Genomic DNA, 18,177 nt, shown 5'->3' with positions numbered 1-18,177 from the left:
CGGGCCGCGCGGCCTGCTGCTGCCAACGCCTGGACGCTGTAGGGACGTTGACGAGGCGGGCCGGGGCTGGTCGTATGCTGGCCGGATGATCAAGCCGATTGAGCTGGTGATATTCGACTGCGACGGTGTCCTGGTGGACAGCGAGGTGATCGCCGTCCGGGTGCTGGTGCGGCTGGGGGAGGAGTACGGCTGGCCGCTGACCGAGGCGGAGGCGATCGAGCGGTTCGTCGGGCGGTCCGAGGCGGTCAACAATGCGCTGGTCGCCGAGCGGCTCGGGGCGGAGACGGCGGCGGTGTGGGGCAAGCGCTTCCACGAACTGCACGCCGAGGAGGTCGACGCCGGGCTGACCCCGGTGGACGGCCTGCCGGAGGCGCTGGCCGCGATCACCCTGCCCACCTGCGTGGCCTCCAGCGGTACGCACGAGAAGATGCGCCACACCCTGGGCCGGACCGGTCTCCACGACCACTTCGCCGGGCGGATCTTCAGTGCCACCGAGGTCGGGCGCGGCAAGCCCGCGCCCGACCTCTTCCTGCACGCCGCGCGGAGCATGGGCGTCGACCCGGCCGCCTGCGTGGTGGTCGAGGACAGCCTGCCCGGCGTCGAGGCCGCCCGCGCCGCCGGAATGCGCGCGCTCGGCTACGCGGGCGGCGTCACGGCGGCGGAGCGGCTGGCCGGGCCGGGAACGGTCGTCTTCGAGGACATGCGCGAGCTGCCCGCACTGATCGCCGCGGGCGCGGTGCGGGAGTGACCGGGGCAGGGTAATCCGGTTGCCGGGCGGGACGGGCGCTGGCAGGGTCGGGCAGCATGACCTCCTCCGGCAAGCTGCACCCCGACGAACTGGACATCGACGAGGCGCTGGTGCGCCGGATGGTCGCCGAGCGGTTCCCGCAGTGGGCAGGTCTGCCGGTCGAGCCGGTGGTACCGACCGGGACCAGCAACGCGATGTACCGGCTGGGGACGGAGCTGGTGGTGCGCATCCCGCGGATTCCCGGGGTGGTCGAGGAGATCGCCAAGGAGGACGTCTGGCTGCGGCGCCTCGCCCCGCAGCTTCCCGTCCCGGTGCCGGTCCCGCTGGCCGTGGGCGGGCCGGTCGACGGCTGCCCCTGGCCCTGGTCGGTGCTGCGCTGGCTGGACGGCACCACCCCGGACGCCGGGCGGCCCGTCGAACCCGGGCTGCTGGCCCGGGACTTGGCGGACTTCGTGACCGCGATGCGGCGGATCGACCCGACCGGCGCCCCCGCCTCCTACCGCAGCGAGTCGCTGGCGGATCGCGACCCCTCGATCAGGAAAGCGATCGCGGCCGTGCCGGACCTGGTCGACGCCGCCGCCGCGACCGCCGCCTGGGAACACGCGCTCCGGGCCCCCGCGCCCGTCGGCCCGCCGGTCTGGATCCACGGCGACCTCCAGCCCGGCAACCTGCTGGTGTCCCCGGACGGCCGGCTGAGCGCCGTCATCGACTTCGGCTGCGCGGGCCTGGGCGAACCGGCAGTCGACCTGATCCCCGCCTGGTACGTGCTGCCCGCCGCCGCCCGTACCGCCTTCCGTACGGCCGTGGCCGCCGACGACGCGATGTGGGACGGGGCCCGCGGCTGGGCCCTGTCCATCGCCCTGATGGAGGTGGCCTACTACCGGGACAGCGACCCGAGGATGGTCGCGATCGCCCGCCGGGTGGTCGCCGAGGTGCTGGCCGATCACGCCGCCCCGTCCGGCAGCCGCCGCTCGTAGCCGAACAGGTTTCACCGAACGGTCGACCGACCTCCCTCCCCGACGCGTGCTCCTCCGACTCGGGCATTCTCGTACTGCCGACGGCACCGGCACCGGGGCGGGGCGGACGTGCGGAACCGCCCCGCTCAGGTCCCGGCCCGGGTCACCCGGTGCTGCCATTCCCGGGTGAACACCACCGAGCCCGCCTCCAGTGCCCGCAGTTGGACGACGCTGATGAAGTGCTCGGCGTCGCAGCGCAGTTGGGTGCGGGTCTGGACGGTGACGTCCCAGCCGATGTCGGGCCGCTCCAGTCTGACGGTGTGGTCGGTGCGGGCCTGGGCACTGAGCGGGGCGTCGGTGAGCACGCGGTAGGCGGTGACGGTGTGTTCGTCGCGGACCAGGCCGTCGGGGTGGGTGCGGGTGCCGTCGGTGGCGGGGGAGAGCTCGGTGCGCCACTCGCGGCGGCCGATGTCGTGCACGGTGACGTGCTCGGGACGGGCGGTGAGCGGCTCGGTGAGGTGGACGTCGAGCGGGTCGGGCAGCACCGGGTGCTCGAAGGTGACGGGCGGGGCGCCGATGTCGGCGGCCAGGTGGCGCACCGGCAGGCTCAGGGTGGAGCGGGACGGGTCGACGCCGTACCCGGTGTCCTCCGCGGGGGGCCACACCCAGGGCCAGTAGACCGAGGAGAGGGCGAGCCGCAGCCGGTGCCCGGCCGGGACGGTGGCCGCGCAGGCGGCCAGCTCGACCTCGGTCTCCGGCCCTTCGGTGACCAGGACGCCCCGGGTGACCAGCTGCGAGGTGCCGTCCGGGCCGACCGCGCACAGCCGCACCGCCACCTGGACGGCCGCCCCGTCCTCGGGCAGCCGCAGCCGCAGTCGTACGGTCGGGGCGCCGAGCAGCTCGACCGGTTCGGGCAGCGGCTGGGAGTCGAAGCAGACCGAGCGGCCGTCCTCCTCGCGCTGGTCCGGCGGCTGGTCGGCGGGGCGGCCGTGCGGGACGTAGGCGCCCGAGTTGAGGCCGGTGTGCTGCGGGGAGCGGACCCGGACGTACCGGTCGTCGGAGGCGGTGCCGGCGGTGCGCAGCGGCCCGTCCAGGCCGTAGTGGATCTCGCGGACATCGGGGGAGGGCCAGGCCTCGTCGCCGGTCCAGCGGGTGCCGAGCCAACTGCGCAGGGCGGGTTCCTTGAGGACACCGGTGTCGGCGCCGCGCAGCCAGTGGTCCCACCAGCGCAGGGTGTCGGGCAGGGCGGCTTCGGGCAGGCCGTGCGGCCAGGGGCCGATCAGGGCGTGCGCGGTGGGGGACTCGGCGAGCAGCCGCAGCACGAAGGAGCAGGACGGGTCGCCCCAGCCGGCCACCGCGAGGGTGGGCACGGACACCGGGACGGTGCTCTCGCCGGCCGCGAGCCAGTCCTCGACGGGCGGCCGCAGTGACTCCAGCCGGTCCAGCCAGGCGGCCCGCCAGGCGTCGCCGACGTGCCGCGGGTCCGGTGGCAGGGCGGCGTCGGCGATCAGGGTGGTGAGCCGGGTGTGCAGGTCGGCGGCGAGCACGGCCCCGCCGAGCCGGTGGCCGCCTTCGGGGCAGGCGGTGACCACGGCGCCGACGGTGTCGGGGGTCCGGGCGGCGAGCCGCAGTGCGGTGGTGCCGGCCGCGCCGACGCCGAGCAGGCCGAGCCGGCCGTTGCACCAGGTGCGGCGGGCGAGCCAGGCGACCGCGGCGGCGCCGTCGGCCAGCTCCTGTGCGCCGCCGGGCTCGCCGGGGGTGCCCTCGGAGTTGCCGTGCCCGCGGGTGTCGACCCGGACGGCGGTGTAGCCGTGGCCCGCGTACCAGGGGTGGCGGCGGGCGTCCTCGGCGGCGGTCCGGTCGGTGAGGCGGCCGCCGGAGTACTCCAGCAGCGCGGGGCCGGGCTCGCCGCCGACCGGCCGCCAGAGCCGGGCGGCCAGCCGCGTGCCGTCGGGCAGCGGGATCCGCAGGTCCTCGCGGGTGGTGTGGAAGGGGTAGGACGGCATGGCCGCTCCCATCGGTCCCGGGCCGGTGAGCACCGGCGGGCCCGCGGCGCGTACGGACGGGGTGCCGCTCCGTACGAGCGCGCCGCGGGTGCCGGTATTTCCGACAGTAGGGGAGGGAGCGGCCCATTTCCTGGTGAGATGAGAGGGGCCTGATGAGGGGGCCTGAGGGGCCCGGCGAGGGCGCCCCGGCGGTCAGGCCTTGCTCAGCCAGGCGGTGGCGTTGAGGGCGAGGGCGGCGTCGGTGCCCGCCGGGTCGTCCCAGCCGTTGTACAGGGTGTTGCCGGACTGGCCGGTGCCGTCGTCGACCGGGGAGCTGTCGCCCCAGATCGCGACCCGGCCGGAGCCGAAGGTGCTGGTGACGAAGAACGCGCCGGTGTTGCCGCTGTAGCCGGTCCGGTAGACCAGGCCCTTGACGTTCGGGTTGTCGGCGGGCTTGAGGGTGAAGGTGGTGCCGTTGCGCAGGATCGAGCCGGTGACGGTGCCGAAGGGGCCGTGCAGCACCGGGTCGGTCGGGGCGTTGACCGCGCGCGGGTTGTCGGTGGTGATGTTGAGCAGGTCGACCGAGAAGCCGAAGGGGTCGTTGTTGTTCACCCCGTTGCTGGTCAGCAGGTCGTTGATGATCTTCGGGGAGTCCCAGCCGTCGTTGTTGCGGTCGCTGTTGACGTGGTCGGAGATCAGGAAGAGCCCGCCGCCGTTCTGGACGAACTTCATGATCGCGGTCTTCTCGCTCGCGCTGAACCGGATGTTGGGCTCCGGGATCACGAAGGTGTCGAAGTTGGCGAGGTCGAGCGCGGCGCCGGTGCCGTAGCTGATGGTGGAGCCGGCCGGGAGGGTCTTCAGGCTGTACTGGCCGGTCTTCTGGAGGGCGACGCCCCAGGCGGACAGGGCGCCGGTCCAGCTCTTCTCGGTGGTGGGGTTGGCGTTCTGGGCCAGCGGGTCGGGCTGGCTGGTGCTGATGATCCAGTCGGCGTTGCCCGCCGTCTCGGCCTTGCTGTTGTCGAACAGGACCCGGTGCGGGGTGGCGCTGACCGCGGCGGCCTCGGCGGTGGTGGCGGGAGCGGCGGTGGCGGCGGGGGTGGTGAGGCCGCCCGCGAGCAGCGCCGCACCGCCCAGGGCCGCAGCGGTTCGGATACGGATCGTCATGTGCTGGTCCTCCGTGGGGAGTTGAGGCATCAGCGCCCGAGTTTTCGCGCGTAGAGCGAGAGTATCCGCGCGTAGAACGCGCGGTGAAAGCCCTCCGAGGTTACGAAGGCTTGTACGGGTCGTGACGATCTTCGGTAGCGGGGGGAGACGAATCCGTAATTGCGCATGACTTGCAACTGCGCGCGTCAAGGCGGAAAGATGGCCCAGCTTCGACCGCCCGACCGAAAGGACACGACGATGACCGCCCCCCGCTGGCGCGACCGGCTCACCCGTGAGGAGTGGATCCGCCTGGCCGGAATGGGCGGCTTCATCCTCGCGCTGCACGTCATCGGCTGGTTCACCCTGCTCGCGCTGGTCGAGCCCGAGCACTACGACGTCGGCGGCCAGGTGTTCGGTGCGGGCATGGGCCTGACCGCCTACACCCTCGGCATGCGGCACGCCTTCGACGCGGACCACATCGCCGCCATCGACAACACCACCCGCAAGCTGATGGGCCAGGGCAAGCGGCCGCTGTCGGTCGGCTTCTGGTTCTCGCTCGGGCACTCCTCGATCGTCTTCGGCCTCTGCGCGCTGCTGGCCCTCGGCATCCGCTCGCTGGCCGGCCAGGTGGAGTCCGACGACTCGACGCTGCACGAGCTGACCGGCCTGATCGGCGTCACCGTCTCCGGCACCTTCCTGCTGCTGCTCGGCCTGATCAACCTGGGCGCCTTCAACGGCATCCTCAAGGTCTTCCGCCGGATGCGCGAGGGCGAGTACGACGAGGCGGAGCTGGAGCGCCAGCTGGAGCGGCGCGGGCTGATGAACCGCATCCTCGGCAGGGTCACCAGGGCCGTCACCAAGCCCTGGCACATGTACCCGGTGGGCCTGCTGTTCGGGCTGGGCTTCGACACCGCCACCGAGGTGTCCCTGCTGGTGCTGGCGGGCGGCGCGGCGGCCTTCTCGCTGCCCTGGTACGCGCTGCTCACGCTGCCGATCCTGTTCGCGGCCGGGATGAGCCTGCTGGACACCATCGACGGCTCGTTCATGAACTTCGCGTACGAGTGGGCCTTCTCCAAGCCGGTCCGCAAGATCTACTACAACCTGACCGTCACCGGGCTGTCGGTGCTGGTCGCGCTGGTGATCGGCTCGATCGAGCTGATCGGCCTGCTCGGCGAGAAGCTGGACATCACCAGTGGTCCGATCGCCTGGATCGGCGAGCTGGACCTCAACTTCGTCGGCTACGCCATCGTCGGACTGTTCGTGCTCACCTGGGCGGCGGCGATCGCCTACTGGAAGCTCGGCAACGTCGAGGAGAAGTGGTCGGCCGGGCTGGCCTCCGCCTCCGCCTCGGGCGACTCCGAGTAGGACGCGCACGCAGCCGTGGGGCCGGTGACCGGGGTCTGGTCACCGGCCCCACGGGGCCTTCCGGGCGGGCCGCGGTGCCCCGCTACTTCAGCGCGGCGAGCACCGCCTGCGCCATCGCCCGCTCGCCGGTCGCGTTCGGGTGGAACGGCACGGCGGGCGAGCCGGGCAGCGCGCCCTCGATCCAGCGGTCGTCCGAGCAGACGTCGTGACCGACGGTCGGCGTCGCGGTGTCCACGTAGGTCGCGCCGTTCGCGGCCGCGGTGGACTTCAGGGCGGCGTTCAGCTTGTCGAGCACGGAGTGCATGTACTCGACGTCGCCCGGGGTCACCGGCTGGCGCAGGACGCACTTCGAGCCGTCGGCGGGCAGCACGGACGGGTAGCCGACCAGCAGCACCCTGGCCCCGGGCGCCTTGGCGTGGATGCGCTTGAGGGTGTCGGCCAGCTGCGGGGCGATGGTGGTGCGGATCCGCTCGGCCAGGTCGTCGGTGCCGTACTGCCAGGACATGGTGCTCCAGTCCCAGTAGCCGTGGTGGTAGACGTCCTTGCAGGGCGTGCCGAACGGGTTGACGACGGCGCCGGCGATGCAGGTGGCGACCAGTTCGCCGAGGCCGAGGTCGCTGGCCGCGAGGTCGTTGCCGCCGATCCCGAGGGTGACCAGGTCCGTGTCGGCGGTCACCGCGTCCAGCTGCGGGTCGTTGACCCTGATGAAGGCGTCGTACTGGGGCTGCGTCATCGCCTTGATCTTGGCCGCGGAGCAGGTGACGTCGGTGTACGTGCCGGCCTTGAGGGCGGCGGCGACCAGGTGGCCGTAGTTGCGGTCGGAGCGCAGGCACAGGCCGGCCGACTGGCCCGGCACGCCGGCGCCGGCGGCGTAGGAGTCGCCGAGCGCCACGTAGTGCTTCGGCGCCGGGGTGGCGGCCTGGGCGGTGGTGGAGGTGAGCGCGAGCGCGGCGCCGAGGGCGACGGCGGCGAGTGCGGTGGAATTCCGGAGGTGCCGGGATTTCCGGGCAGGGCGGAGCACGGTTCCTCCTGGGGGAGAGAAACGGCGGGTGGGGGGTCGTGCCGAGCCGGGCCACAGCTACTCGCAGGTAAGTTACTGCCAGGTTTCCGGGGCGTCCATGGTTTGCGCAGAAATTGCCGACATTCCGTCAGGTGGCCCCGGATCGCATTTCGCATTTCGCTCCACCCGGTATCGCATGGGTGTCGACGGCATTTCCGAAACGGCCCGGAGCGGAATTCGCGCCGACGGTTGTTACCGGCCGGTTGACCGGACGTCACCGCAGGCCGCAGTATCGGGCGCACAGCAACGGCACGCCTCGGGCGCGCCGCCAACGCGAGCCACGACGGAGGACTGCGCATGGCCCTGGACGCCGACGTCATCGTCATCGGAGCGGGACTCTCGGGTCTGGCCGCCACCGCCGAACTCGCCGACGCCGGGCGGAAGGTGATCCTGCTCGACCAGGAGCCCGCGGCCTCCCTCGGTGGCCAGGCGCACTGGTCCTTCGGCGGCCTCTTCCTGGTCGACTCGCCCGAGCAGCGCCGGATGCGCATCCGCGACTCGCACGCCCTCGCCTGGCAGGACTGGCTCGGCACGGCCGGCTTCGACCGTGCCGAGGACGCCTGGCCGCGCCGCTGGGCCGAGGCGTACGTGGACTTCGCGGCGGGCGAGAAGCGGTCCTGGCTGCACGGGATGGGCGTGCGGTTCTTCCCGGTGGTCGGCTGGGCCGAGCGCGGCGGTTTCCTCGCCGACGGGCCCGGCAACTCGGTGCCGCGCTTCCACATCACCTGGGGCACCGGGCCGGGTCTGCTGGAGCCCTTCGTCCGGAAGGTCCGCGCCGCCGCCGCGCGCGGCCTGGTGGACCTGCGCTTCCGGCACCGCGTCACCGGGCTGTCCGCCACCGCGGGCGCCGTCGACACCGTCACCGGCGAGGTGCTGGTGCCGAGCCCGGCGGGCCGGGGCGAGGCCAGCTCGCGCGAGGTCGCCGGGAGCTTCGAACTGCGGGCCCAGGCCGTGATCGTCACCTCCGGCGGCATCGGCGGCAACCACGACCTGGTCCGCAAGGCCTGGCCGGCCCGGCTCGGCACCCCGCCCGCCAGGCTGCTCTCCGGCGTGCCCGCGCACGTGGACGGACTGATGCTGGAGGTCGCCGGCCGGGCCGGGGCCAGCCTGATCAACGGGGACCGGATGTGGCACTACACCGAGGGCATCGAGAACTGGGACCCGATCTGGGCCCGGCACGGCATCCGCATCCTGCCCGGCCCCTCCTCGCTCTGGCTGGACGCGCGCGGGCGGCGGCTGCCCGTCCCGCTGTTCCCCGGCTTCGACACCCTCGGGACGCTGGAGCACATCATGTCCACCGGGTACGAGTACACCTGGTTCGTGCTCAACCGGCGCATCATCGAGAAGGAGTTCACCCTCTCCGGCTCCGAGCAGAACCCCGACCTGACCGGGAAGTCGGTGCGCGGCGTGCTCGGCCGCGCGCTGCCCGGCGCCCCCGGCCCGATCCAGGGGCACCTGCGGCACGGGCGGGACTTCGTGGTCGCCGGCAACCTCGCCGACCTCGCCCGGGGCATGAACGCCAGGACCGACGAGCCGCTGATCGACCCGGACGAGCTGCGCCGCACCGTCGAGTACCGCGACCGGCAGCTGGCCAACCCCTTCGCCAAGGACCTCCAGGTCGCCGCCATCCACGGTGCCCGCCGCCACCTCGGCGACAAGCTCGTCCGCACCGCGGCCCCGCACGGCATCCTCGACCCGGGCGCCGCCCCGCTGATCGCCGTCCGGCTGAACATCCTGACCCGCAAGTCGCTGGGCGGGCTGGAGACCGACCTGTCCTCCCGGGTGCTGCGGCCGGACGGCGAGGTGCTGGCGGGGGTGTACGCGGCCGGCGAGGCGGCCGGCTTCGGCGGCGGGGGCGTGCACGGCTACCGCTCGCTGGAGGGCACGTTCCTGGGCGGCTGCCTGTTCTCGGGCCGTACGGCGGGCCGGGCGGCGGCGCGGGCGGTCGGGTAGCGGGGCGCGGGCCGGGTCACGACTCCCCTCGGCGGCGGGCCGCACTGCCGGTGACGAGCGCGGCGATCAGCCCGCCGAGGGCGAGCAGCACCCCGAGCGCGCCCAGCACGACGGCGCCGGTGAGCTTCCCCGGTAGCCCGGGTGCGTCGGGCCCGCTGTGCCAGACCACCCGGTGCCCGGTGAGCGTGGCGAGGTCGACGGTGCCCTGCCACTCGTCCCCGCTGTCGATCCGGGAGTCGATGGCGCTCTCCCGCTGGTCGCTCATCAGGAAGGCCCGGCCGGGCGGGACGGTGACGTCGAAGTCCCGGTAGCAGGTGTGGGCCTGGCGGGCGGGCGGTTCGTCCAGTGGCCGCCCGTTCAGCGTGGCCTGTCCGTCGGCGCAGGCGATGCGGTCCCCGCCGAGGGCCGCGACGCGGGAGACGACGAGGTGGTCGAGCATCCAGGGGGAGTCGGCGAGGTAGACCTCGCCGCGCCGGACGTCGGCGGCCGCGACACGGTCGGAGAGGAGCCGGTCGCCCTCCCGCAGCTCCGGGCGCATCGTGCCGCCCGCCATCCGGTGGACCGAGTAGCCGCCGGTCAGGACCACCGAGGCTCCGAGCGCCGCGCACAGGATTCCGGTCACGGCCACGGCCAGTGAGACCCGCAGGCCTCGGGCCCTTCGCTTCGGCATCCGTCCGTCCCTCTCCCCGGTTCCGCTCCTCCCCCGTACCCGAGCGGAGCTGTGCGCAGCTTAATCGGAAGGGTGAGCTCCTGTTGAGGGCACCCTCCTCCGGATCCGACCCGTGGCCGGGGCGGTGACGGGGTGACGGGTACAGTGCGGAGGCCGGTGCGCAGTGCGCCGCCGACCAGGAGGGGTCAGGAGAACCGATGAGCCGCCGAGACCGCGACGGTGCCCGGGAGCGCAAGCGGGGCGCCGACGCCCCCGTGACCGTCACCGTCTGCCGGGGCTGCTGCTGCGGCACCGAGGCGAAGCACCCCGGGGTGGACCACGCGGGCCAGTACGAGCGGCTGCGGACGGCGGTGGGCGCGGCGGGCCGGGTCCGGGCGGTCAAGTGCCTGGACGTGTGCACCCAGTCCAACGTGGTGGTGGTCGGTCCCTCCGCCGAGGGCCGGGCGGCGGGCGGCCGGCCGGTCTGGCTGGGCTTCGTGCTGATGGACGAGATGATCGACGAGATCGCCGCCTGGGTGCGCGCGGGCGGTCCGGGCCTCGCCGACCCGCCCGGGCTGCTCGACCTCCAGCTGATCTCGGTCTCCCGACGGGTCCGCGAGGGCCTGCCCGAGTGAGGCCGCACCCTCGGCTCTACTGACTGATCGTCGGATCGTATGCAGCCGGGGTGGTCCGGGGGCCTTCGCCACTACCATGACCGGTGGCATCGGGCCGTTCCGGACGGTGCCGAGCCGTTTCCGCGCGAGGGAGGAAGCCGATGACGACGGTCTGCCGCATCTGCGCGGGCACCGGCCGGACCGCCGGCCTCAGCTGCCGGACCTGCCAGGGCACCGGCACCACCGAGGTGGGCGGCGGGGGCGGCAACTGCTTCCTCTGTGACGGCACCGGGGTGTACGTGCGCTACCGGGTGGACGCGACCGGCGCCAAGCACGCCTACCGGGACGAGATCTGCCGGACCTGTGACGGCACCGGCAACCGGGCCGCCACCCACTGGGACGAGCCCTCGGGCTGACCGCGCCCGCCCGCCGCACCCGCTCTGACACCAGCTCTGACACCCGCTCAGGCCGAGGTGCGGGTGGGGGCCATGATGCGGCGTCGAGACGGTACGGACACGTTCTTTACCGAACCATGGTCGAACATTGGCGTTCGAATGGGCGGTGCGCTGCGACCCGTTCACCCGGCGTCCGTGCGCGATCAACGCGCCGCTGAAAGAGTCCCGCGCATGGATATCCCCAACATGGGCGTGCCGGCCAAGCTTGCCGACCGCATGAGCATGGCCGAGCAGCACGAGTACCTGCGGGCCCGTTTCTCCCGCCGCCGGATGCTGCGCGCCGGTGCCGTGACCGTGGGCGCCGTCGCCGTCGGTGGCGCGCTGGGCAGCGGGACGGCCTTTGCCGCTCCGGCCGGCCCGCAGCTGCTGACCGGTGGCACGACCGACGGCGTCGACGGCTCGCTGGTCGCGCCGATCGGCCGTCACCTCCAGTTCGGCCCCGAGCCGGACACCCAGTTCCGCATCTCCTGGCAGGTCCCGGCCCCGGTCAAGAAGCCGTTCCTGCGCTTCGGCAGGACCCCGTGGGAGCTGAGCCACAAGGTCCAGGCCGAGGTCCGCGCGCTGCACACCCCGGCGCTGACCCCGAACAGCCAGCCGGTGGACCAGTACTACCTGCACGTGGCGCTGGAGGACCTGCGCCCCGACACGACCTACTACTACGGTGTCGGCCACGAGGGCTTCGACCCGGCCTCGCAGCAGCAGATCTCCACCCTGCACACCTTCCGCACCGCGCCCTCCCGCGACCACCGCTGGGGCAAGGTGTACGAGCCGTTCACCTTCACCGCCTTCGGTGACCAGGGCGTCAGCTCGCACGCGGCCGGCAACGACCACATCATCAAGGCCCAGAACCCGGCCTTCCACCTGCACGCCGGCGACATCTGCTACGCCGACCCGGCCGGTTCCGGCACCGACCCGGACAAGTCCGTCTTCAACGCGAAGACCTGGGACGACTTCCTGGTGCAGACCGAGACGGTCGCCGCCGACATCCCGTGGATGGTCGCGTACGGCAACCACGACGTCGAGGCCTGGTACTCGCCGAACGGCTACGGCGGCGAGAACGCCCGCTTCTTCCTGCCGAACAACGGCCCGGACCCGCGCACCGTCCCCGGCGTCTACACCTTCCGCTACAAGAACGTCGGCGTGATCTCGCTGGACGCCAACGACGTCTCCTACGAGATCCCGGCCAACCTGGGCATCTCGGCGAACAAGCAGACCAAGTGGCTGGAGCGCACCCTCAAGGACCTGCGCAACGACGAGACCATCGACTTCGTCGTGGTCTTCTTCCACCACTGCGCCTTCTCCACCACCGTCGCGCACGCCTCCGAGGGCGGTGTCCGCGAGGCCTGGGTGCCGCTGTTCGAGAAGTACCGGGTGGACCTGGTCATCAACGGCCACAACCACATCTACGAGCGCACCGACGCGATCCTCGGCAACAAGGTCTCGAAGCAGGTGCCGAGCGGCGCCACCATCGAGCCGGCCAAGGACGGCGTGGTCTACGTCACCGCGGGTGCGGCCGGCCGCAGCCTGTACAAGTTCGACGTGCCGGACACCTACGAGGGGCACGAGAACCACCAGGACGAGGTCACGACCTACTACTGGAGCAAGGGCCGGGTGAAGACCCCCGAGACCATCCAGTGGTCGCGGGTGCGCTACACCGGCTACTCCTTCATCAAGGTCGACGTGACCCCGAAGCACCTGGGCCAGAAGTCGGTGATGAAGGTCACCGCGCTGGCCGAGGACGGCACGCAGATCGACAACTACACGATCCTGCGCAAGGTCGGCGAGGGCTGGGACTCGAACCAGGACGACGACGGCCAGGGCGGCGGCTGGGGCTGGTAGTCCCCGGAGGCACCCGGCGGGCCCCGGCGGTGAGGGAGGACCTCAGCGCCGGGGCCCGTACATGATGACGGCGACCCCGGCCAGGCAGATCAGCGCGCCCAGCACGTCGTAGCGGGTCGGCCGGAAGCCGTCGACGGCCATGCCCCACAGCAGGGAGCCGGCCACGAACACCCCGCCGTAGGCGGCCAGCACCCGGCCGAAGTGGCTGTCCGGCTGGAGGGCCGCGACGAAGCCGTACGCGCCGAGCGCCACCACCCCCAACCCGGCCAGCCACCACGGCCGTTGCTCCCGCACGCTCTGCCACACCAGCCAGCAGCCGCCGATCTCGGCGAGCGCGGCGAGCACGAACAGGGCGACGGAGCGCAGGACGGTCATGCGGTCGAGCGTAGGCGCTCAGTTCTGCTTGTACGTCGCCAGGAAGCGCCCGATCCGGTTGACGGCCGTCTCCAGGTCGTCGGCGCGCGGCAGGGTGACGAAGCGGAAGTGGTCCGGGCGGGGCCAGTTGAAGCCGGTGCCCTGGACGACGTGGATCTTCTCGCGCAGCAGCAGGTCCAGCACGAAGCGCTCGTCGTCGACGATCCGGTGCACCGCCGGGTCCAGCCTGGCGAAGGCGTACAGCGCCCCCTTGGGCTTGACGCAGCTGACGCCGGGGATCTCGTTGAGCGCCTTGACCGCGATGTCGCGCTGCTCGGTGAGCCGGCCGCCGGGCAGCACCAGGTCGTTGATGGACTGGTGGCCGCCGAGCGCGGCCTGCACGGCGAACTGGGCGGGCACGTTGGGGCACAGCCGCATGCCGGAGAGCATGGTCAGGCCCTCCAGGTAGTCGGTGGCGTGCTGCCTGGGCCCGGAGACGACCAGCCAGCCGCTGCGGAAGCCGGCCACCCGGTAGGACTTGGAGAGGCCGTTGAAGGTGAGGGTCAGCACGTCGTCGGCCAGGGCGGCCAGGCAGTGGTGCTCGGTGCCGTCGTAGAGGATCTTGTCGTAGATCTCGTCGGCCAGCACCATCAGGTGGTGGCGGCGGGCCAGGTCGAGGATGCCCTCCAGCAGTTCCTTCGGGTAGACCGCGCCGGTGGGGTTGTTGGGGTTGATGACGACGATCGCCTTGGTGCGGGCGGTGATCTTGGCGGCGATGTCGTCCAGGTCCGGGTACCACTCGGCCTCTTCGTCGCACAGGTAGTGCACGGCCTTGCCGCCGGCCAGCCGGACCGCGGCCGTCCAGAGCGGGTAGTCGGGCATCGGCACGAGCACCTCGTCGCCGTCGTCCACCAGCGCGGTGACGGCCATCTGGATCAGCTCGGAGACGCCGTTGCCGAGGTAGACGTCGTTGACGGTGATGCCCTGGACCCCGCGCTGCTGGTAGTACTGCACCACCGCGCGGCGGGCCGGCAGGATGCCGCGCGAGTCGCTGTAGCCGTGCGCCTTGGGCAGGTTGCGGATGATGTCCTGGACGATCTCCTCGGGCGCCTCGAAGCCGAACGGGGCCGGGTTGCCGGTGTTCAGCCGCAGCACGCTGTGCCCGGCCTCCTCCAGGGCGTTGGCCTGGTCGACCACCGGGCCCCGGATCTCGTAGCACACGTCATTCAGCTTGCTGGACTGCCGAAACTCCATCTGCGGCCTCCCGACCGTCACCACCGCTCCGTTGCTTCAGCTTTGTTCTACCAAGTGTGTACTTGGAAAGTCCAACCTCTTGGCTATGCTGATCCACATGTCACGCCGAAGCTACGACCAGTACTGCGCCGTCGCCCGCGCCCTGGACGCGGTGGGGGAGCGCTGGAGCCTCCTGATCGTCCGTGAGCTCCTCGGCGGCCCGCGCCGCTACACCGACCTGCACGCCGACCTGCCCGGCGTCTCCACCGACATCCTGGCCGCCCGGCTCAAGCAGCTGGAGGGCGAGGGGCTGGTCACCCGCCGCCGGCTGGAACGGCCCGCCAACGCGACGGTCTACGAGCTGACCGGGCGCGGCCGCGAACTGCGGCCGGTCGTCGAGGCGCTGGGGGAGTGGGGCCTGGCCGCCCTCGGCGAGCAGCGGCCCACCGACGCCGTGCGGGAGCACTGGTTCACGCCCCGGAAGGCGGCGGAGGAGGCGGTCGCGGCCGGCTGACGGCTGACGGCTGAGGGCGCGTGTCCGGTGGAACGGGCGGGGCGGCGGCAAGGCCCCCGTCGCCGACCGCCGCCCCGTGGCCCCGGGATGGCCCGGGCTGATGAACGGACACTCGACGGGCGATGAGGGCCGGGGGCCCGCGCCGCCCCGAGTGGGCACGCACGTACGATCGTCGGACCGCGGAGCCATCTCAGGAGAGCGGAGGCCAGCCCGTGCCCACCCCCTACCGCAGCTACGTCGCCGTCGGCGACTCCTTCACCGAGGGCATGTGTGACGACCTGCTGCCGGACGGCCACTACCAGGGCTGGGCCGACCGGGTCGCCTCGGCGCTGGCCGCCGAGCATTCCGACGGGGACTTCCGGTACGCCAACCTCGCCGTCCGCGGCAAGCTCATCGGCCAGATCCACGACGAACAGCTCGCCCCCGCCGCCGCGATGGGCGCCGAGCTGGTCACCCTGGCCGGCGGGCTCAACGACGTGCTGCGCCCCGGCTGCGACATCGACGCGGTCGAGCGGCAGCTCGGCCGCTGCGCCGCCGAGCTGCGCGCCACCGGCGCCACCGTCGTGCTGTTCACCAGCACCGACCCCACTCGCCGCCTGGCGGGCAGCGCCCGGCTGCTGCCCGCCATCCTGCGGATGAAGGCCTTCGTCCAGGAGCTGGGCCGGCAGGACGGCTTCGCCGTGGTCGACCTGTTCTCCGCGCCCTGCTTCGACGACCGCCGGCTGTGGGCCGAGGACCGGCTGCACCTGTCGCCCGAAGGGCACCGCCGGGTCGCCGAGGGCGTGCTGGAGGCGCTGGGCCGGCCCGCGGCCTTCGACTGGCGCGCCCCGCTGCCCGCCGCCGCCCCGGCCGGCCGCGCCGAGCGGCTGCGCGAGGACGCCCGCTGGCTGGGCACCCACCTCGGCCCGTGGATCGGCCGCCGCCTCACCGGCCGCTCCTCCGGCGACGGCCGCCCGGCGAAGCGGCCGGAGCTGCTGCCGTACCGCTGAGGTCCGCTACTTCGCGCCGTGGACGCCCGGCGCGTCGAGGACCAGGCTCGCCATCGGGGCGTGGGTGGTCCAGCCGAGCGCGGTGTAGAGCGCCTGTCCCTCCGGGGTGCCGACCAGCACGCCGGTGCGCGCGCCCCGCTCGTACGCGGCGGACTGGAGCGCGCGCATCACCAGGACGCCCAGGCCCCGGCGGCGGTGCTCGGGCACGGTGGTGATCTGGTCCGGTACGGCCACCGGGCCGGCCAGGCCCGCCTGGCCGCGGGCCGCGAGGTGCCCGTCCTCGGTGCGCACCAGCACCCGGAGGACCCCGCCCCGCTCCCAGCCGGTCACGGTGTACCCGGTCGGCGCTTCGGGCCGCTCGGCCGCGAGCGGGACGCTCATCAGGAAGCCCGGCGCGTCCAGGCGCCACCGTTCGTCCAGCCAGGGGCGCACGGTCGCGTCCTCGGCGAACAGCTTCAGCCAGGTGGTCGGCGCGGTGATGGTCTCGGCGAGCTTGCGGACCTCGGCCTCGGTCGGCTCCGGCAGCACGTGCCGGCCCACCTCGCCGGTCGGTGCGCCGACGTCGATGCTCCAGCCCCAGGGCTGGTCCACCGGCTCGGCGGAGCCGCGTGACACGGCCCAGCCCGCGATCCACCTCCGGACCAGCTCCCTGATGTCCGGGTCCTGCATGAGCCCACCCCCGTGCGTAATGGCCTTTATTGACTTTCGTACCTTACCGACGTCGAGGGGCGTCTGCCCAGTAGGATTTCCGGGTTCACCGCGCCGCCCGGCGCCCCGCTGCTGGAAGGACCCCGGAACGTGCGCGAGACCGAGTCGCCGCAGGACCCCACGGCGGCCGCGCCGACCCCGCTCCGGTCCGACTGCGGCAGCTGCTTCGGGCTCTGCTGCGCCGCCCTGCCGTTCGCCGCCGGTACCGACTTCGCCGTGAACAAGGCGGCCGGCAGCCCCTGCCACAACCTCCAGGCCGACTTCAGCTGCGGCATCCACGCGCGGCTGCGCGATCGGGGCTTCCGGGGCTGCACCGTCTACGACTGCTTCGGCGCCGGGCAGCGGGTCTCCCAGGTGACCTTCGGCGGCCGCAGCTGGCGCGAGGAGCCGGACAGCGCCAAGGCGATGTTCGATGTCTTTCCGATCGTGCGGCAGCTGCACGAACTGCTCCGCTACCTCACCGAGGCGCTCACCTTCGCCGCCGCCCGTCCCGTCCACGACGAGCTGCGGCAGGCCCTGGCGGAGACCGACCGGCTGGCCGGCGGCACCCCCGAGGAGATCCTCGCCGTCGACGTCCCGGCCCACCGGCAGCGGGTCAGCGAGCTGCTGCTGCGCGCCGGCGAACTGGTCCGGGCCGGCGTCCCGCGCCGCCGCGAGCTCCGGGGCGCCGACCTCTTCGGCGCCCGCCTGCGCGGCGCCGACCTTCAGGGGGCCAACCTGCGCGGCGCGCTGCTGGTCGCGGCCGACCTCGCCGGCGCGGACCTGCGCCTCGCCGACCTGGTCGGCGCGGACCTGCGGGACGCCGACCTGGCCGGCGCGGACCTCACCACGGCCCTCTTCCTCACCCAGGCCCAGCTCGACGCGGCCCGCGGCGACGCCACCACCCGACTCCCGGACGGCCTCGTCCGGCCCGCCCACTGGCCCGAGGCCGCCCCGGCGCCGACGGCCAGGGCCGGGGCCGGGCCCGGCTCCGGCAAGGGCGGCGGCCGCCCCGCGCGGGGCGGCCGCCGGCGCTAGCCCCTACTGGCCCACCCGGCCGTCGACGCACTCGCGCAGCAGGTCGGCGTGGCCGCAGTGGCGGGCGTACTCCTCGATCCGGTGCACCAGCAGCTCCCGGATCGCGATCCGGTCCTTCCCGACCCGCTCGCCCAGATCCGGGAAGGCGGCCAACTCGGCGTCCAGCGCGGCCTGTTCGCGTTCCAGTTCGCGGAAAGCGGCGTCCGCCACGGCCTGGTCGGCCACGGCGCCCTCGAAGTCCCCGTCCCGCCTGCCGTACAGCTTGGGCAGCGGCTCGCCGTCGGTGATCCAGTTCCGCCAGTCCCGTTCCACCTCGGCCAGGTGCCGGACCAGCCCGAGCAGGGACATCGTCGACGGTGGCACCGAGCGGCGGGCCAGCTGCTCCGGGTCCAGGTCGTCGCACTTCATCCGCAGCGTCAGCCGGTAGTTCGTCAGGCAGTCCTGGAGCGTGCCGAGTTCGCCGTCCTGGCCGGGGCCGTCGTTGTTGCGGGGGTCGTCGTCCGGGTCGGCCCACATGTCGGGGTGGACGGTTGCCCGGGTCCAGCGTTCGGGTTCGGTCATACCCGGCATCGTCGCCCGCAACGGCCGCCGCCCG

At 73.2% G+C, this 18,177-nt stretch carries 17 protein-coding genes and 1 pseudogene; 10 read left to right on the top strand and 8 right to left on the bottom strand.

The features are described from left to right. Positions 1–85 precede the first annotated feature (85 nt). Together AB0O11_RS19160 and AB0O11_RS19155 are read left to right on the top strand one after the other, a co-directional pair. Entirely contained in the window at positions 86–748 is a 663-nt protein-coding gene (locus AB0O11_RS19160) for an HAD family hydrolase (protein ID WP_363388011.1), read from the top strand. Positions 749–804: 56 nt separating this feature from the next. Further along, entirely contained in the window at positions 805–1,725 is a 921-nt protein-coding gene (locus tag AB0O11_RS19155; RefSeq protein ID WP_363388008.1) for an aminoglycoside phosphotransferase family protein, read from the top strand. A 125-nt stretch (positions 1,726–1,850) separates the two neighbouring features. Here the strand turns inward: AB0O11_RS19155 and AB0O11_RS19150 are convergent, their stop codons facing one another. Continuing rightward, positions 1,851–3,710: a CocE/NonD family hydrolase gene (locus AB0O11_RS19150; RefSeq protein ID WP_363388005.1), complete on the bottom strand. Its 1,860-nt coding sequence runs from the start codon at positions 3,708–3,710 to the stop codon at positions 1,851–1,853. Between the two features lie 192 nt (positions 3,711–3,902). Continuing rightward, on the bottom strand, positions 3,903–4,853 hold the full coding sequence (locus tag AB0O11_RS19145; protein ID WP_363388002.1) for a hydrolase: 951 nt from the start codon (positions 4,851–4,853) through the stop codon (positions 3,903–3,905). 237 nt (positions 4,854–5,090) lie between these two features. On the opposite strand from AB0O11_RS19145, the gene AB0O11_RS19140 reads away from it, so the two are divergent. Beyond that, positions 5,091–6,197 (top strand): HoxN/HupN/NixA family nickel/cobalt transporter, encoded by a 1,107-nt coding sequence (locus AB0O11_RS19140; RefSeq protein ID WP_363388000.1) that lies wholly within the window; start codon positions 5,091–5,093, stop codon positions 6,195–6,197. Positions 6,198–6,279: 82 nt separating this feature from the next. Here the strand turns inward: AB0O11_RS19140 and AB0O11_RS19135 are convergent, their stop codons facing one another. Beyond that, positions 6,280–7,218 carry an SGNH/GDSL hydrolase family protein gene (locus AB0O11_RS19135; RefSeq protein WP_363387997.1) on the bottom strand — a complete coding sequence of 313 codons (939 nt, stop codon included), beginning with the start codon at positions 7,216–7,218 and terminating at the stop codon, positions 6,280–6,282. 336 nt (positions 7,219–7,554) lie between these two features. Here AB0O11_RS19135 and AB0O11_RS19130 point away from each other — a divergent pair, with 336 nt between their 5' ends. Beyond that, positions 7,555–9,210 (top strand): FAD-binding dehydrogenase, encoded by a 1,656-nt coding sequence (locus AB0O11_RS19130; protein ID WP_363387994.1) that lies wholly within the window; start codon positions 7,555–7,557, stop codon positions 9,208–9,210. A 16-nt stretch (positions 9,211–9,226) separates the two neighbouring features. Here AB0O11_RS19130 and lepB read toward each other — a convergent pair whose 3' ends face one another. After that, positions 9,227–9,880: a signal peptidase I gene (gene lepB, locus AB0O11_RS19125; protein WP_363387991.1), complete on the bottom strand. Its 654-nt coding sequence runs from the start codon at positions 9,878–9,880 to the stop codon at positions 9,227–9,229. Positions 9,881–10,077: 197 nt separating this feature from the next. On the opposite strand from lepB, the gene AB0O11_RS19120 reads away from it, so the two are divergent. The 3 genes from AB0O11_RS19120 to AB0O11_RS19110 all read left to right on the top strand — a co-directional run bounded on the left by AB0O11_RS19120 (position 10,078) and on the right by AB0O11_RS19110 (position 12,767). Then, positions 10,078–10,494, top strand: a complete 417-nt coding sequence (locus AB0O11_RS19120) for a (2Fe-2S) ferredoxin domain-containing protein (RefSeq protein WP_363387988.1) — start codon at positions 10,078–10,080, stop codon at positions 10,492–10,494. 140 nt (positions 10,495–10,634) lie between these two features. Then, positions 10,635–10,889, top strand: coding sequence for a hypothetical protein (locus AB0O11_RS19115; protein WP_224281991.1), 255 nt, complete (start codon positions 10,635–10,637; stop codon positions 10,887–10,889). Between the two features lie 210 nt (positions 10,890–11,099). Continuing rightward, positions 11,100–12,767 (top strand): metallophosphoesterase family protein, encoded by a 1,668-nt coding sequence (locus AB0O11_RS19110; RefSeq protein WP_363387985.1) that lies wholly within the window; start codon positions 11,100–11,102, stop codon positions 12,765–12,767. Positions 12,768–12,809: 42 nt separating this feature from the next. Here AB0O11_RS19110 and AB0O11_RS19105 read toward each other — a convergent pair whose 3' ends face one another. After that, a complete protein-coding gene (locus AB0O11_RS19105) occupies positions 12,810–13,142 on the bottom strand; it encodes a YnfA family protein (RefSeq protein WP_363387983.1) in 333 nt (110 codons plus the stop codon). 18 nt (positions 13,143–13,160) lie between these two features. After that, positions 13,161–14,375 (bottom strand): pyridoxal phosphate-dependent aminotransferase, encoded by a 1,215-nt coding sequence (locus AB0O11_RS19100; RefSeq protein ID WP_363387981.1) that lies wholly within the window; start codon positions 14,373–14,375, stop codon positions 13,161–13,163. 97 nt (positions 14,376–14,472) lie between these two features. Here AB0O11_RS19100 and AB0O11_RS19095 point away from each other — a divergent pair. Both AB0O11_RS19095 and AB0O11_RS19090 read left to right on the top strand, forming a co-directional pair. Further along, positions 14,473–14,826, top strand: a pseudogene (locus tag AB0O11_RS19095) (helix-turn-helix domain-containing protein); the annotation flags it as partial. A gap of 254 nt (positions 14,827–15,080) precedes the next feature. Continuing rightward, complete coding sequence (locus AB0O11_RS19090) at positions 15,081–15,857, top strand: SGNH/GDSL hydrolase family protein (protein WP_363387978.1); 777 nt, start codon at positions 15,081–15,083, stop codon at positions 15,855–15,857. Between the two features lie 6 nt (positions 15,858–15,863). Here the strand turns inward: AB0O11_RS19090 and AB0O11_RS19085 are convergent, their stop codons facing one another. Beyond that, positions 15,864–16,526 (bottom strand): GNAT family N-acetyltransferase, encoded by a 663-nt coding sequence (locus tag AB0O11_RS19085; protein ID WP_363387975.1) that lies wholly within the window; start codon positions 16,524–16,526, stop codon positions 15,864–15,866. A 129-nt stretch (positions 16,527–16,655) separates the two neighbouring features. Between AB0O11_RS19085 and AB0O11_RS19080 the strand changes: the two genes are divergently transcribed. Then, positions 16,656–17,582 (top strand): pentapeptide repeat-containing protein, encoded by a 927-nt coding sequence (locus AB0O11_RS19080; RefSeq protein WP_363387972.1) that lies wholly within the window; start codon positions 16,656–16,658, stop codon positions 17,580–17,582. A 3-nt stretch (positions 17,583–17,585) separates the two neighbouring features. Here AB0O11_RS19080 and AB0O11_RS19075 read toward each other — a convergent pair whose 3' ends face one another. Continuing rightward, positions 17,586–18,143: a DUF664 domain-containing protein gene (locus AB0O11_RS19075; protein ID WP_363387969.1), complete on the bottom strand. Its 558-nt coding sequence runs from the start codon at positions 18,141–18,143 to the stop codon at positions 17,586–17,588. Between the last annotated feature and the right edge of the window lie 34 nt (positions 18,144–18,177).

Source organism: Kitasatospora sp. NPDC093102 (assembly GCF_040683915.1).
In the GTDB taxonomy this organism is placed as follows: Bacteria; Actinomycetota; Actinomycetes; order Streptomycetales; family Streptomycetaceae; genus Kitasatospora.
The sequence above is the reverse complement of the archived record's forward strand: the minus strand, read 5'-3'. Positions and strand labels throughout refer to the sequence as shown.